This is a genomic window from Pedobacter paludisoli (genome assembly GCF_052344095.1).
Lineage (GTDB): Bacteria > Bacteroidota > Bacteroidia > Sphingobacteriales > Sphingobacteriaceae > Pedobacter.
The window spans coordinates 1,993,236-2,008,731 of sequence record NZ_CP179926.1; the positions used below are offsets into that span (position 1 = coordinate 1,993,236).

Below are 15,496 nucleotides of genomic sequence, written 5' to 3' on the forward strand. Positions count from 1 at the left end.
GCACTAAACTTTCTTCGCCTTCTGTGCTTCCAATTTTATTAAAAATTCGGTAATTTCATCGGATGAATCACATGAACCCGAAGGCTGATTTTTATTTCTCCCCTTCCAACAAATGGCAGGAGGCATTACTTAAGTTAAGAACGCTTGCACTAGATTCGGGATTAACCGAAGAATTAAAATGGGGCGTTCCCTGCTACACCCTAAACAACCAAAACGTTGTACTCATTCACGATTTCAAAGAGTATTGTGCCTTTCTATTCTTTAAAGGTGCCTTACTAAAAGATCCACACAACATTTTAGTTCAACAAACGAAAAATGTTCAGGCTGCACGCCAAATTCGCTTTACCTCTTTCATGCAAATCATCGAGCAAGAAAGTTGGCTAAAAAAATATATTTCAAATGCTATTGAAATCGAAAAAGCGGGTTTAAAAGTAGCCCTAAAAAAAACGGACGAGTTTGAAATGGCTCCAGAATTTGAACATCACTTGGCGCATTCGCCTGATTTAAAAACGGCTTTTTACGCACTTACACCAGGCAGACAACGCGCTTATCTACTTCACTTTTCTAGCCCTAAGCAGGCAAAAACGCGTGAAGCGCGAATTGAAAAATACATTCCTCAAATCATAGCCGGAAAAGGTTTAAACGACAATTAATCAAAAAATGAATCCTGTTAAAAAAGAACTTGAAGCAAACGATGCACAATCGTTGTTAACGATACTAAAAACACGTTTTGAGAAAAACATGCCTCGCCACGAAACCATTCAATGGGCCGATGTAGCGGCTAAACTTCAATCAGAACCGACCAAACTGTGGTCGCTAAGTGAAATGGAAAATACCGGTGGCGAACCCGATGTAATTGGCTACGACGCCCAAACACAAACTTTTATTTTCTGCGATTGTGCTGCTGAAAGTCCGAAAGGCCGAAGAAGTGTGTGTTACGACCACGAAGCGCTACATGCTAGAAAAGAGCACAAACCTGCCAATAGCGCAGTGGAAATGGCCAAAAACATGGGCATTTCTATTTTAACAGAAACAGAATACCGTACCTTACAAGAAATTGGTTTATTTGATTTAAAAACATCGAGTTGGATTAGCACACCCGATACCATTAGAAAGCTCGGTGGAGCCGTATTCTGCGATAGAAGATATAATCAAGTATTTTTATACCACAATGGCGCCGAATCATATTACGCCGCTAGGGGGTTTAGAGGAATTTTAAAGGTCTAAAAATTTTAGACCTTTTTCTTTAATAAGCTTTTACAAATACGCTTAATTAAGCCTGGTCCTTCGTAAATAAATCCGGTATAAAGCTGAATTAAACTTGCTCCTGCATCTAATTTTTCCTGAGCATCTTTGGCTGAGTGAATGCCGCCTACGCCAATAATTGGGAAGGCATGATTTGATTTAGTAGCTAAATAACGAATAACTTCTGTTGAACGCTCTTTAACAGGTTTTCCACTTAAACCACCCATCTCGCCTGTTAAATTCTTATGCGTCACCAAATTTTCGCGGCTGATGGTTGTATTGGTTGCAATAATGCCCGCTATTTTTGTTTCAGCTACAATTTCAATAATATCGTCTAATTGCGCATCGGTTAAATCGGGTGCTATTTTCAACAGTATGGGGCGCGACACCTCATTTTTTAAATTTCGTTGCTGCAAGGTATTCAGAATATGCTTTAGAGGTTCCTTTTCTTGCAGCTCTCGCAATCCAGGTGTATTGGGAGAACTTACGTTTACCACGAAATAATCTACCACGTCGAACAAACAATCGAAACACTTAATGTAATCATTAACCGCATCTTCATTCGGGGTAATTTTATTCTTTCCGATGTTTCCACCAACTACGATATCAGGGTGCTTATCTTTTAGCATGCGCAAGCGCTCGGCCATTACATCTACGCCTTTATTATTAAAACCCATGCGGTTAATTAAAGCCTCGTCACTAGGTAAACGAAACATGCGTGGCTTATCGTTTCCGGGCTGAGGCATAGGTGTTACTGTTCCTACCTCAATAAAGCCAAACCCTAAATTACTCAAGGCTTCCACATATTCTCCATTTTTATCAAAACCCGCAGCTAAACCCACAGGATTTCTGAATTTAATCCCAAAAACTTCGCGTTCTAGTCCTTTAATATGAACATCAAAACTACTGCGAATAATGGTCTTCCCTAGTGGAAATTGATCGTTAAACCACTTCAAACGTTTTACAACAAAATAGTGAACGTTTTCAGGGTCAAATTTGAAAAATATTGGTTTAATAAGGCGATACATGGGCACGAAGATAGCTAAAATATGGCAAAGCTAAAAAGTGCAGACGGAACACAAAAACTTCCTTTGAACAGTAAATTATACAAAAATTATTCTTTTGTTATCATTTTACAAATGCGAAGAGTTTAAACGGGCGAAAAAAAACATCAAAATAATTATTTTAAGAATTTTAAGCACGTATTTTTGTATCTTACTATCTACTAAATCACTACCCTTGAAAAAGACTCTGAAAATAGGCGGCATCATCCTTGCATCCATTTTGGCCTTATTGGTCATTATTCCTTTTTGCATTCCTAAAACCATTACCAAAGAAATTACGGCGGTAATTAACAAAAATATTAACGGCGAGGTGCAGTTCGAAAGCACCAACATTTCGTTCTTCAGTCACTTCCCCTCGTTAACATTAAACTTAAACTCCTTTTTACTAAAAGGTTCTGCTCCATTTAAGCAAGATACTTTATTGGCATGCAAAAAACTGGCATTAGGTATCAACGTACTTTCGCTCTTCTCAAGTAATGTAAAAGTTGATGAGTTTTATTTGGACGATGCCAAAATCAACATTTTGGTAGATGAACAAGGAAATGCCAACTACAATGTGTATAAAAGCAAAGAAGATGAAAAACCTAAAACAAAGGAATCAAAAGAAACGACGCTTAAAATAGCAGCCATCTTTATCAACAACAGTCATTTAATTTACAACGATAAATCAATACCCATGCTCATCAATGCGCGTGAGGTTAACTACACAGGTAAAGGCGATTTAACACAAGCCATTTTTGATTTAAAAAGTAGATTAAGTGCCGAAAGCCTCGATTTATATTACGACAATACGCCTTACTTACTCCATAAAAAGTTTGATGCAAAGCTAATTACCAAAATAAACACCAACTCGTTAAACTTGTTATTTAATGAGAATGATTTACAAATAAATTCGCTGCCATTTAGTTTTGTAGGGAGATTTTCTTTCTTAAAAGACGGTTATGATCTTGATTTTAAAACAAAGGCCAAAGAAACCGATTTAAAGAATATTTTTAGCGCGATGCCGTCGATTGTAGCAGATCGATTAGCCGAAACTAAAATTACCGGATACGCCGAAATTGATGCCAGTTTAATTGGAAAGTACATTGCGAACACGCATCAAATGCCTTCCTTAACGTTTAATCTAAAGGTTCGAGACGGAAGCATTTCTAATCCAAAAACACCCGAACCTATCAGCAAATTATTTTTAAACTTAAAAACTAAGCTTCCAAGCTTAAATCCCGATAGTGTAGTGGTAAACATGGACAGTTTGTATTTTACTATTGGAAAAGATTATGTAGCGTCAATCACGCGAATTAATGGACTAAAAGAACCTGAAATTTATACCGACACACGTTCGGACATCGACTTAGCGAAATGGGCTAAGGTAATTAATTTAGATAGTTTAGAACTGAGAGGTCGTTTAGTTACCAATTTAAAAGCAGAGGGTAAGTACACGAAAAAAGCTGTTACCTCTGGTTTGCAAAAACGTGTAGATACGGTAATTGCTACGGTGCCAAAATTTTCGCTAAAAGCATCGCTCAGCAATGGTTATTTTAAAATGGCAAAAATGCCTTTGGCCTTAAATAAAATTAACTTCAATATAGACGGCTCTAATGTCGACGGTAATTACAAAAACACCAAACTTGCAATTAACAATATCGACATTCAAGCCTTAAAAAATTACATAAAAGGCTATGCAAAACTGCAGACCGAGGAAAACATGCCGATTGAAGCACAACTCAAATCAGAAATTAACTTCGAAGACATTAAAAAAATCTATCCAATAAAAGACATAGAATTGAGTGGCTTGATGCATGTAGACTTACAAAGTAAAGGCCCCTACAACCTGCAGAGAAAATTATTTCCACGCACGACAGCGCAAATTAAACTTAACAATGGACGTGTTAAGACCGCTTATTTTAGTCAGCCGTTAGAAAACATTCAAATAGATGCTGATTTAATGAACACCGATGGAACGCTGAAAACAACGAAATTAAACATTAAACCCATTTCATTCGTGATGGCAGGTCAGCCCTTTATGTTAAAAGCAGATGTTAAAAACTTTGAGAACGTATCGTACACTGTTAGCTCGAAAGGAACACTCGATATTGGCAAAATGTATCAATTTTTTGCCATTGATGGCTACCAGGTAAAAGGCCTTATTTACACCGATTTTTTATTTAAGGGTTTACAAAGTGATGCCATGGCTGGTCGTTATAATCGCTTACATAACCAAGGAAAAATGGTGGTAAAAGGATTAAACCTGCAATCAGATTTGTTTCCAAAATCATTTTTCATTAAAAATGGTGTGTTTAGTTTTTATCAGGATAAAATGAAATTTAATGAATTCAATGCCACTTACGGACAATCGGATTTTAAATTGAATGGAAATTTAAGCAACGTAATTAACTATGTTTTAAATGAAAAAGCACCGTTAAAAGGCAATTTTATATTAACGACTAATAAGCTGGTGGCTGATGAGTTTATGGTATATAATAGCGCTGAAACACAAAACAAAAGCAAGGTATCTACCGGAGTTATTATTGTACCGAGTAACTTAAACATTACTTTTTCTGCGAAAGCCAATCAGGTTTTCTATCAAGATTTAAAGATTAAACAAGCTAAAGGAACAATGGTGCTAAATCAGGGTACTTTAAAGCTCAGTGAAACGGGCTTTACCATTGTTGATGCTGTTGTAAACATGGACGCCAATTATAAAACCACCAGCCCTACTTCGGCCTTGTTTGATTTTCATTTGGTAGCCAAAGAATTTGATATCGCTAAAGCGTATAAAGAAATAAAGTTATTCAGAGACATGGCAACTTCGGCATCGAAAGTTAAAGGTGTTGTAGGTTTGGATTATCAGCTCGCAGGAAGATTAAATGCAGACATGTTTCCGGTATTGCCATCGCTTTCAGGAGGAGGAACTTTATCGTTGAAACAGGTAAGTTTAAGTGGTTTTAAAATGATGAATGCGGTAAGCAGTGCAACCAAAAAAGATAGCTTAACCAATCCGGATTTATCGGATGTACAGATAAAATCGACTATTAAAAACAATATTATTACCATTGAACGCACCAAAATGAAAATTGCAGGGTTTCGTCCTCGTTTTGAAGGACAAGTTAGCTTTAACGGGCGTTTAAACATGAGTGGCCGATTAGGCTTACCTCCTTTTGGTTTAATTGGCATTCCGCTTAGTATTACCGGTACGCAGGAAAATCCTATTGTGAAACTAAAACGCAACAAGGAAGGCAAACTAGACGAAACCGAAGATGCTGGCGACAAGGGAGAAAAAGAATAATATTGTTTGACTGTTGATAGGACAGCACGTACAAAAAAGCTTCATGCAGGCTTCATTAAACCCGATGTGAGTGAATGCCCGCCCGCTTTTCGTGGGGAGGCAGAAACGGCAGCGGGACTGTTTTTGCCACGAAGAACGGAATTACCTTTTCATAAAAAAAAATAAAAATTACACCTTGTTTGAGCATTATTTTTGGAGCGTTTTTGCAGTGTAAGGATACTCTTTAGTTTATGTTCAAAATAAGTATATTTGCCCTATTATGGCTCAAAAGAACAACGACGAACAATTTAAAAATGTACTATCACATGCTAAAGAATACGGTTTTGTATTCCAAAGCAGCGAAATATACGACGGCTTAAGTGCTGTTTACGATTATGGCCAATTGGGCGCAGAGTTAAAAAACAATATTAAAACATACTGGTGGAAAGCAATGGTGCAAATGCACGAAAATATTGTAGGTATTGATTCTGCAATTTTTATGCATCCGAAAGTATGGAAAGCTAGTGGTCACGTAGATGGTTTTAACGATCCGATGATTGACAACAAGGATTCGAATAAACGCTACCGTGCCGACCAATTATTGGAAAATAAAATTGATGAGTTATACTCGGAATTAGCAAATTTCAGCGCTGAAAACAAAGCTAAGTTTGAAGCGTTTCAACAAGAAATACTGGGCTTAAGTGACGAGGGACAAGCGGCTTGGATTCCGGGTTTTAGCGACGAAACAAGTATTTTAGATGCTGCCAAATATCCTTTTGTGGAAGAAGCGAGCTGGAGATTTGTTAAAAAAGGTTTAGCGCTTGAGGTTGAAATGAACTTGGCTCTTAAATCGGAAAATTTAACGCAGCTGAAAGATTTAATTATTAACTACAAAGTAATTTGCCCTATTTCTAAAACGGCTAACTGGACCGATGTTCGTCAGTTTAACTTGATGTTTAGCACCCAATTTGGTGCCATGGCTGAAGGAAGCGACGAGGTTTACTTACGTCCGGAAACTGCACAGGGTATTTTTGTAAACTTTTTAAATGTGCAAAAAACAGGAAGGATGAAAATTCCTTTCGGTATTGCGCAAATTGGTAAAGCCTTTAGAAATGAAGTAATTGCACGCCAGTTCATTATGCGTATGCGCGAGTTTGAACAAATGGAAATGCAATTTTTCGTTCGCCCGGGTGAGGATAAAAAATGGTTTGAATACTGGAAAGAAGCACGTCTTAAATGGCACCAAGCTTTGGGTACAGCTCCTGAAAAATACCGCTACCACGACCACGTTAAATTAGCGCATTATGCCAATGCAGCAACCGATATCGAATTTGAATTCCCATTTGGATTTAAAGAGGTAGAAGGTATTCACAGTAGAACGGATTTCGATTTATCGCAACACCAAGAGTTTTCGGGTAAGAAAATGCAATATTTTGATAACGACTTGAACGAAGAGGGTAAACCATATGGCAATTATGTTCCGTATGTGATTGAAACATCGATTGGTTTAGACCGCATGTTTTTGTTAACGATGATTAATGCGCTTGAAGAGCAAGATTTAAGCACCGATGAGAAACAAGATAGTCGTACCTTGTTGCGTTTGCACCCTGCATTAGCGCCTTATAAAGTGGCTGTTTTTCCATTGACCAAAAAAGATGGTTTACCAGAAAAAGCCCGCGAAATTATGGATGCTTTGAAATTTGATTTCAATTGCTTGTACGAAGAGAAAGATGCGATTGGTAAGCGTTACCGCCGTCAGGATGCCATTGGTACGCCTTTCTGCATTACGGTTGACCACCAAAGTTTGGAAGACAATACGGTTACAATTCGCCACCGCGATAGCATGGAGCAAGAAAGAGTAGCGATTGCTGATTTAAGCAATATTGTGAATAAAGCCGTTAGTTGGAAAAATCTTTTAGCATAAACCAAGGCCTTTTAACATACAGCCGCAAGTAAAAACTTGCGGCTTTTTTTTGAGCTGATAATGAATTTGAAAGAGCATTACGACAAACTTTACACGGAATCTATTGCAAAAATTGGTACGGGCAACTATGAAATAGATCCCTTAATTGATGATGAAACGGATAAGCGAATGGGCATTACGTTGGTTATTCGGCCCGATGAAAAAACCGCAAATAGGATTCAACATTTTTTGTCGGAGGCGAAAGCGCTGGAACCTAATCAGTATTATTACGCTAATTCAGACATGCACATCACCACCCTGTCGATTATTGCTTGCTACAATGGTTTTGATGTAGCAAACATTATTGTTGAAGATTATGCGGCTAAAATTGAGAAAGTTTTAATGAACCATCATTCCTTTCCAATTCGGTTTAAAGGTTTAACGGCCTCACCTTCTTGTGTGTTGATTCAGGGATTTTTAACGGATAGCTTAAATGCCATTCGGGATGATTTGAGAACTGCTTTTAAAAATTCAGCTTTGCAACAAAGCATCGATACGCGTTATGCTATTCAAACCGCACATTCGACCGTTATTCGTTTTAGAGAACCACTTAAAGATGAAAAAGCCTTGATTAATTTGATTGAAAAATACCGTGATTTTGATTTTGGAACTTTTGAGGTAGAAACGCTTGAATTGGTGTACAACGATTGGTATCAACGCAAACGCTTGGTAAAGAAACTTCGGAATTTTGATTTAGTTGACAAAATACAACCTGGGACAAATGAAGTTTTAAAAAAGAGGCTGTCTCAAAAATAAAATCGCCAACGTGACGGCGATATAATTTGGCCATCACTTAAGAACAGGCCTTTTAAACAAAGAAACGAATGATTTTCGATTTGAAAATCATTCGTTTTTGATTCATAGTCAATCGAATCGAAATTTAAATTGGTAAAGTTTTAAAAAAAATCAACTTTTGAGACAGCCTCAAAAATTAAGGTGTTTTTTTACACGGCACAACTTCGCAATTCTGAATGGCCTCGTCAATCTTAAGCCACCACCGCGCATCTGTTCCCATACTAACAACAAATGTCATTTTTTGTCTATCTCTGATACCTTCCATTTTTATCTTTTTTATTACCACAAAAGTGTTAAGGTATTTCAAATAATAGTTCTGGCTTGGCTCTACAGTAAATGGGGCTGGAAGCATGTACAGAAACCTGTTGTTTAGCCCTGATCCTACGCCAAGTTTAACGGTGTCTCCTATTTTGTAAGTTATGCCATTGGAGGCTGTGTATGATTCTTTTTTTTGAGCATACACCGAAACGGTCGCCATGATGGATAGTGTTAATAAAAGTGTTTTCATTGCTTGTGGTATTTTAAAGTTTATAACTATGGCGTAGACCGTAAATCCTTCGTCACTCAAGGGGTAACCACTCCCTACATGCAAAAAGACAAAGCTACGCCATTCACAGCGTAAAGAAGTCTTTATTACAAGCGTTTAATGTGATATTTTAGAGCAGTAATGAATTAGTGTACTATTTCTTATTTTCCTTTTTATCCATAATTAAGGAGACTTTAATCATCTCATCAAAACTGCCTTTTATAGCAAGTTTCGATTCGTATTTTTCATGTCTCTTTTAGGTTTTTCTTTTTTGTTTCAAAATCCAAATCTATGAAATTATTCTGTTGTAGGTTAGTCTTATTCCATGGGCTTCCTCAATTGATTGACAAAATCGATATACATTGAGTTCAAGCCTAATACTAAACCTGTGTCCGAACTCTTTGCAATACCTATCTAACTGCTTAGGATTAATTTATTGATTATTCCTAGTTGTATACAGTTACCTTAATTTATCGAGCAGAAATCAGACATAATCTTCCAGTCATATTTTAGCGATAGATTCCTGCAAATTTCCGGTTCAAGCGTTCGTGTGATATATTTGTTTTACTTAAAGAAAATAACGATGCCAATTCCTCAAAAATTCTTTGCCCGCCGTCACGAAATTGCTGCCGAATACCTTAAGCAATTAGATAGGCACTTGGAAGATATAGTTTCAGGGAGAGCAACTGTAATGTTAGAAGTACGTGATTTTGCTGAGCTGCTTCATGTGCATCCTACACACTTTAGTAATACGATTAAAGATGCTACGGGGCATTCTCCTTGTTTCTTTTTCGAAGAACGATTGATGGAAATTTCAAAATCTATGTTGCAAAATGTGAGTACACCAATTGCCGAAATTGCACGAACTTTAACTTACGATCCATCGAATTTTACCAAGTTTTTTAAGCATTTTGCAGGTCAAACACCCAAGCAGTACCGCGAAGCGTATTTTCAATCGCTAATAGCAAAAAAGGAAATTATCACCATATAAAACTTAAGTACTCACCATTTTTACTTAACGTATCACCATTTTTTTAGTTGTATTGACCTTAACTTTGTTAAAACAAAAAAAAGAGAAAATGCAGACTACCAACAAAATAGCCTTGATTACTGGCGGAAGCCGTGGTTTAGGAAAAAATGCTGCTTTAAAAATTGCAGAAAAGGGATTAGACATAATAATCACCTACAATTCAAATAAAGAAGAAGCTGATAAAACGGTTGCGGAGATTAAAGCCCTAGGCAGAAAAGCGCTTGCCTATCAATTAAACACGAAAGAAGTTTCTACTTTTGACGCATTTATAAAAAACCTAGGCGATTACTTGGAAGAAAATACAGGAAGCCGCAATATTGATTTTTTAATTAATAATGCCGGAACCGCCCTATATGCCCCAATTACAGAGGTTACGGAAGCTCAGCTGGACGATATGGTTGATATTCATTTTAAAGGTGTTTTTTTTCTGACCCAGAAATTTTTACCATTTATGAACGATGGTGGCGGAATTGTGAATCTTTCTTCAGGATTAGCCCGATTTGCGCTTCCTGGATCATCCGTTTATGGATCGATGAAAGCTGCAATTGATATGCTCACAAAATACATGGCAAAAGAACTTGGAGCCAGAAAAATAAAGGTAAATGCCGTTGCTCCGGGTGCTATAGAAACCGATTTCGGGGGTGGAAGAACCAGAGATGATAAAAATGTAAATGCGGTTGTTGCGTCTAACACAGCTTTAGGAAGAGCAGGTTTACCAGATGACATTGGTGGTGTTGTAGCGTTTTTATGCACAGAAGATGCCCGATGGATCACCGCCCAACGAATTGAAGTTTCTGGCGGTATGTTTTTCTAGCCGACCTAAAACGAAGGCATATTTTCTTGAATGTGCCTTCGTTCATTTAAAAACTTACTGGGTGTACCAACCTTGCTGATTGACACGGGTGATTTCCTTGTTCCCTATGTGATTTAAAAATCTTCGGGCGCTTACTAGACTTTTCGCTTCGTGAGAATCGTAATCTGGCGCATTGGGCAATAAACTATTTATGCGCACCATGCCGGCCGATTGAATAAACTTGCCCTCCCCTATATAAAGAGCGGTATGGGTTATTCTTCCCTCCTTAATGCCGCGGAGTTTTGCTGCAGAAAAAAATAACAAATCGCCTGGCTGAAGATTTTTCAAACATTTCTCTACACTAATCGAATCATTTTCAAGAACATCAACCGCCTCACCTACCAAGGCTTGCTGCGACGCATCGCGGGGAATGATAATTCCATTTAAAAAGTAACTTGTTTTCGTAAAACCGCTGCAATCAACACCTTTAATGGATGTTCCGCCCCATAAATACGGGGTACCGATTAAGGTTTTAGCACTGGTTAAAATGGCGTCGGCAGTTGGGTTTGGTCTTTTCATCCAATCATCAAACAATTGTACTTCGTTCTTTTTCACAAAGGCTTCGCGTTTATCTGGGAAAGTCACTTTATAAAAATCTTTGACCTTGCCTGTCACCACCAAAATATTGCCTTTCACTAGATCCGAAACACGGTCTGAATGGGTGTCTGGTTGACTAAAGGCATGTCCAAAATCTTCTGCAAAAATAATTCGTTTGGCTTTTTTCCAAGCCTCTATTCCGGATTTATCCAATAGGGTTACGGCTGTGCCGTCCGTCCAGGAAAGATAATTATCGGGTGTTCTAACCAGATAAAAACCACCCTGCTTTTTAAGTACTTGAACTGGCATTCCCAACAACATTTGGGTATACATTTCAGCTGCATGATAGGGAAATGCCCGATTATTTGATACCGAAACGTTGGCTAAACCGTATTCGAAACCTTTTAGATTTTTCGTTGGGAGTAATGAATGTTCGTGTATACCTGTTATATGTTTGCTTTGTTCACCCCAAACGCGTAACACCTCTGAGGATGTACTTTCAGCCAACACGGTATCGCCTTTAAACTGTAGATTAAAATAAATAACACGTTTATCGGGCGCGTATTCTTTTTGAACCATTTTAAAAATGCTTCGTAATTGTGTTGTATCGCTTTGTGCTTTCGAAAAAGTTGTTGCAAAAACCAGTAAACTACCTAGAAAAAATTTATTCATAACAGGAATTCAACGCTTTTCAAATGAAAATAGCTGTTAAAAATACAAATTATTGCCCTATTGGATTTGTTCTTGCTGTAACGAATTGCTTACTTTTTTTATGGGACCGTTTTATACGATTCGCGCTGATAGGCCGTTAAGGTTAAATATCTCTATGAAAACACTTGGTATTGTTTTAACATTTATAAGCTTATTTTTTCATTTTCCTGTCGAGGCTCAATCTTGGACGCAAGCCGAATATGACCGCGCCAACACAGCAGAGCATGCAAATTTCCTCAGCAACGAAGAAAAAGATGTGATTCTATACCTGAATTTAATACGCATGGATGGCGAAAAATTTTATAACACCTTGTTGCAAGAGTACATAGAAAATTACAACAATAAAGTTCGAAAATATAGGAACTACGCTGAACTCCGTTTAACTCCCAACAATTGGTACTACACTTCTTTATGGAAAAACCTGCGGGGTGTTAAGAATTTGCCGCTGTTTTATCCTGATGAGAAATTAAGTAAAGCGAGTAAAAATCATGCTCTCGATTTATACAGAAACAATTTAGCAGGACACGAAAGCAGCAATGGCGATAGTTTTAACAAACGTCTTTCGTATTATTATCCGAACAAAACCATGAGCGAAAATATTGATTTTGGCTATTCTACCAGTTTAGAGATCGTATGCCATTTATTATTGGATTGTGGCGTGCCTAATTTGGGACATCGGCTTACTATCTTGGATCAAAAGTACAAATTAAACACCGTTGGCGTGAGTATTCAACCACATCGCAGGTACGAGTGGTGTGCCGTAATTGATTATATTTCGATGCCTGACTTTTATTCCAGTAATCGCTAATTGGATTAAAACACTTCAAAAAGCGTGTTTCCGGATGTTCTCTTCATATTTTTTAGCAATCTAATCCTTAAAAATTTAACTTTGCCAATAATTTTAACGAATTAAAAAGACCAAGCAAAAGCTTACACATGCGTAATTTCATCTTAGCCATTATCGATTTCTTTTATCCGCCATTTAAAAGATTCATTTCGTTACACAACTTTAGGTATTTGGCAACGGGAGGCAGTACATTTGTTATTGGCTATTTAAGCTATTATTTGGCCTACAAATTTTTATTTCAGACGGAAGAAATTAAGTGCTTATTTTTTACCCTGAAGCGCGAAACCGCAGCGTTGGCGGTAGATTTTGCCGTTGTAATTCCCTTCAGTTTCGTACTCAATAAATACGTTATATTTACCCATAGTGAAGTAAAGTCGAGTACGCAACTGTTTAGGTTTTTAAATCTGCAACTGATAAACATATTGTTAAACTATGTGCTTTTGACCTTTTTTGTTGAGATTTTAGGCATATATCCAACGGTATCAAGATTGGTGGTGGCCATTTTAATTGCACTTTTCAGCTACGTTTATCAACATTATTTTACATTTAGCGTAAAGAAAATCAATAAAAAAAGTTCGTAAATCTGCTTTGCGAACTATGCATTTTGTGCACAAGCTTTTCCCAACTAAACCCGATTAACGCGAAAATCCTTTTGTTCGTCGGGGGGATGCTTTTTAATGCTGGGCCAACAAAAGATTGAAGCATAAGCGGGACCGAAGCACGGACACAGGCAAAAAACATTCATTTTCTAGTTAAAAAAAGACCTTTCAGTAAATTATTCGTCCAATTTATTTGAATTGGTTCCTACAAGCTATAACTTAGCTGAACTAACTTTTATAAACATCTATGAGCGATTTTAACAATGCGCAGGTAGCAAAATTACCTAAGCATTTAAAACAGTTTATTATCCCGCAACATTACGAAAAATATACGCCAATTGATCAGGCGGTATGGCGCTATGTGATGCGCCAGAATTACAGTTATTTAAAAAATGTAGCCTATTACCCGTATATAAAAGGCCTAAAGCGTGCTGGTTTAAGCATCGAATACATCCCGAATTTGCAAACCATGAACGATAATTTAGGAAAAATTGGTTGGGGTGCCGTTACAGTTGATGGCTTTATACCCCCTGCTGCATTTATGGAATATCAATCGCATCGCGTATTGGTAATTGCGGCCGATATTCGTCAAATTAACCACATCGAATATACCCCTGCGCCCGATATTATTCACGAAAGTGCAGGTCATGCCCCTATTATTGCCGATACCGATTACAACAATTATTTAAGCTATTTTGGTTCTATTGGGGCCAAAGCCATGTTCTCTGCCAAAGATTTTGAGCTTTACGAAGCGATTCGAAAATTATCGATTTTAAAAGAATCGGGAGATACCAATCCGGCTGAAATTGCCAAGGCCGAGAAAGATTTAAAGTACATCAGTGAAAACATGGGCGAGCCATCAGAAATGGCTTTATTGGGGCGCTTGCATTGGTGGACGGTTGAATATGGATTAATTGGCACACTAGACGACCCTAAAATTTACGGTGCGGGTTTACTATCGTCGATTGGTGAAAGTGCTACGTGTATGCAGCCAGATGTGAAAAAACTGTGGTATACGATTGATACGGTAAACTATTCGTACGACATTACCAAGCCGCAACCGCAGCTATTTGTGACCGAAACTTTTCAAAATTTAATTGATGTTTTAGAGCAATTTGCAGATACAATGGCCTTTAGACGTGGTGGTAGTGAAAGCGTATTAAAAGCCATTGCGTGTAAAAACGTGGCTACTGCGGTGTATAGTTCGGGCTTGGCAGTTACCGGCGTATTTACCGACTTGGGCATTAGCGCAAGCGATGAACTTACTTTTATAAAAACGACCGGTCCATCGGCGCTTTCTTTTGAAAATGTTCAATTAAAAGGTCATGGCAAAAGCTATCATGCCGATGGTTTTTCATCGCCTGTGGGGACGTTAAAAAACGCACAAAAAGCACTTGAAAACTATTCTGAAGAAGAATTGGCAGCAACAAATATTGTATTGGGGGAAACAGTGCAATTGATTTTCGAAAGCGGCATTTCGGTAATCGGAAATGTAACAGATATGCTTAAAAAAGAAGGCAAATTGCTTTTGATTTCTTTTAGCAACTGTACCGTTACGGAAGGAAATGGAAACATACTTTTTAAACCGGAATGGGGCACGTACGACATGGCTATTGGGGAGAAAATTGTTTCGGTATTCAATGGCGCAGCCGATAAGGAAGCTTTTGATGAAATAACACTAATTAGTGAAGAAAAAACACATCAACTAAGCTATGATGCCAAAACGCTTGAATTGCATGAGCTTTATCAAACTGTTCGGCAAATACGCGAACAAAACGAAGGTTATGAGCAACTAGCAGCCATTTTTGAAACATTAAAAACGAAATTCAGATACGATTGGCTTTGTGCTATGGAAGTTTTAGAACTTGTTTTTGAAAAACCTGCCTTTGCTGAGTTGCAAAAACTAATAACGGTATATTTAGAAGTGAAAGCCAGCAATGAACCCGATCATGCTAAATTAATTCACGATGGCTTACATGTTATTAAAAATCCAGTAACAGAAATAACCCTTAATTAACTGAAATTTTGAAGCTAAAACAGGCCTTTTACCTTCAATTATTGCTT

13 protein-coding genes are annotated in these 15,496 nt (G+C 37.6%); 10 read left to right on the forward strand and 3 right to left on the reverse strand.

All coding sequences use genetic code 11. The annotated features are described in order from the left end of the window. Positions 1–71 precede the first annotated feature (71 nt). Together ACJVDK_RS07995 and ACJVDK_RS08000 are read left to right on the forward strand one after the other, a co-directional pair. Positions 72–653, forward strand: a complete 582-nt coding sequence (locus ACJVDK_RS07995) for a YdeI/OmpD-associated family protein (protein ID WP_443939754.1) — start codon at positions 72–74, stop codon at positions 651–653. 7 nt (positions 654–660) lie between these two features. Then, positions 661–1,227, forward strand: coding sequence for a DUF4256 domain-containing protein (locus ACJVDK_RS08000; protein ID WP_443939755.1), 567 nt, complete (start codon positions 661–663; stop codon positions 1,225–1,227). Between the two features lie 5 nt (positions 1,228–1,232). Here ACJVDK_RS08000 and ACJVDK_RS08005 read toward each other — a convergent pair whose 3' ends face one another. Next, positions 1,233–2,273: a quinone-dependent dihydroorotate dehydrogenase gene (locus ACJVDK_RS08005; protein ID WP_443939756.1), complete on the reverse strand. Its 1,041-nt coding sequence runs from the start codon at positions 2,271–2,273 to the stop codon at positions 1,233–1,235. Positions 2,274–2,484: 211 nt separating this feature from the next. Here ACJVDK_RS08005 and ACJVDK_RS08010 point away from each other — a divergent pair, with 211 nt between their 5' ends. The 3 genes from ACJVDK_RS08010 to ACJVDK_RS08020 all read left to right on the forward strand — a co-directional run bounded on the left by ACJVDK_RS08010 (position 2,485) and on the right by ACJVDK_RS08020 (position 8,290). Further along, positions 2,485–5,592 (forward strand): AsmA family protein, encoded by a 3,108-nt coding sequence (locus ACJVDK_RS08010; protein ID WP_443939757.1) that lies wholly within the window; start codon positions 2,485–2,487, stop codon positions 5,590–5,592. Positions 5,593–5,851: 259 nt separating this feature from the next. Beyond that, positions 5,852–7,495, forward strand: a complete 1,644-nt coding sequence (locus tag ACJVDK_RS08015; protein WP_443939758.1) for a glycine--tRNA ligase — start codon at positions 5,852–5,854, stop codon at positions 7,493–7,495. A 60-nt stretch (positions 7,496–7,555) separates the two neighbouring features. Then, complete coding sequence (locus ACJVDK_RS08020; protein ID WP_443939759.1) at positions 7,556–8,290, forward strand: 2'-5' RNA ligase family protein; 735 nt, start codon at positions 7,556–7,558, stop codon at positions 8,288–8,290. A gap of 175 nt (positions 8,291–8,465) precedes the next feature. Here the strand turns inward: ACJVDK_RS08020 and ACJVDK_RS08025 are convergent, their stop codons facing one another. Beyond that, positions 8,466–8,837, reverse strand: coding sequence for a hypothetical protein (locus ACJVDK_RS08025; RefSeq protein ID WP_443939760.1), 372 nt, complete (start codon positions 8,835–8,837; stop codon positions 8,466–8,468). Positions 8,838–9,438: 601 nt separating this feature from the next. Between ACJVDK_RS08025 and ACJVDK_RS08030 the strand changes: the two genes are divergently transcribed. Both ACJVDK_RS08030 and ACJVDK_RS08035 read left to right on the forward strand, forming a co-directional pair. After that, positions 9,439–9,846 (forward strand): helix-turn-helix transcriptional regulator, encoded by a 408-nt coding sequence (locus tag ACJVDK_RS08030; protein ID WP_443939761.1) that lies wholly within the window; start codon positions 9,439–9,441, stop codon positions 9,844–9,846. A gap of 88 nt (positions 9,847–9,934) precedes the next feature. Continuing rightward, entirely contained in the window at positions 9,935–10,699 is a 765-nt protein-coding gene (locus ACJVDK_RS08035; RefSeq protein ID WP_443939762.1) for an SDR family NAD(P)-dependent oxidoreductase, read from the forward strand. A 54-nt stretch (positions 10,700–10,753) separates the two neighbouring features. Here the strand turns inward: ACJVDK_RS08035 and ACJVDK_RS08040 are convergent, their stop codons facing one another. After that, positions 10,754–11,947, reverse strand: coding sequence for an NlpC/P60 family protein (locus tag ACJVDK_RS08040; protein ID WP_443939763.1), 1,194 nt, complete (start codon positions 11,945–11,947; stop codon positions 10,754–10,756). A 154-nt stretch (positions 11,948–12,101) separates the two neighbouring features. On the opposite strand from ACJVDK_RS08040, the gene ACJVDK_RS08045 reads away from it, so the two are divergent. The 3 genes from ACJVDK_RS08045 to ACJVDK_RS08055 all read left to right on the forward strand — a co-directional run bounded on the left by ACJVDK_RS08045 (position 12,102) and on the right by ACJVDK_RS08055 (position 15,449). Beyond that, complete coding sequence (locus tag ACJVDK_RS08045; protein WP_443939764.1) at positions 12,102–12,794, forward strand: CAP domain-containing protein; 693 nt, start codon at positions 12,102–12,104, stop codon at positions 12,792–12,794. Between the two features lie 128 nt (positions 12,795–12,922). Then, the gene (locus tag ACJVDK_RS08050) at positions 12,923–13,414 is read left to right on the forward strand and encodes a GtrA family protein (RefSeq protein WP_443939765.1); all 492 of its coding nucleotides are present in this window, start codon (positions 12,923–12,925) and stop codon (positions 13,412–13,414) included. A 265-nt stretch (positions 13,415–13,679) separates the two neighbouring features. Further along, entirely contained in the window at positions 13,680–15,449 is a 1,770-nt protein-coding gene (locus ACJVDK_RS08055; RefSeq protein WP_443939766.1) for an aromatic amino acid hydroxylase, read from the forward strand. Positions 15,450–15,496 lie beyond the last annotated feature (47 nt).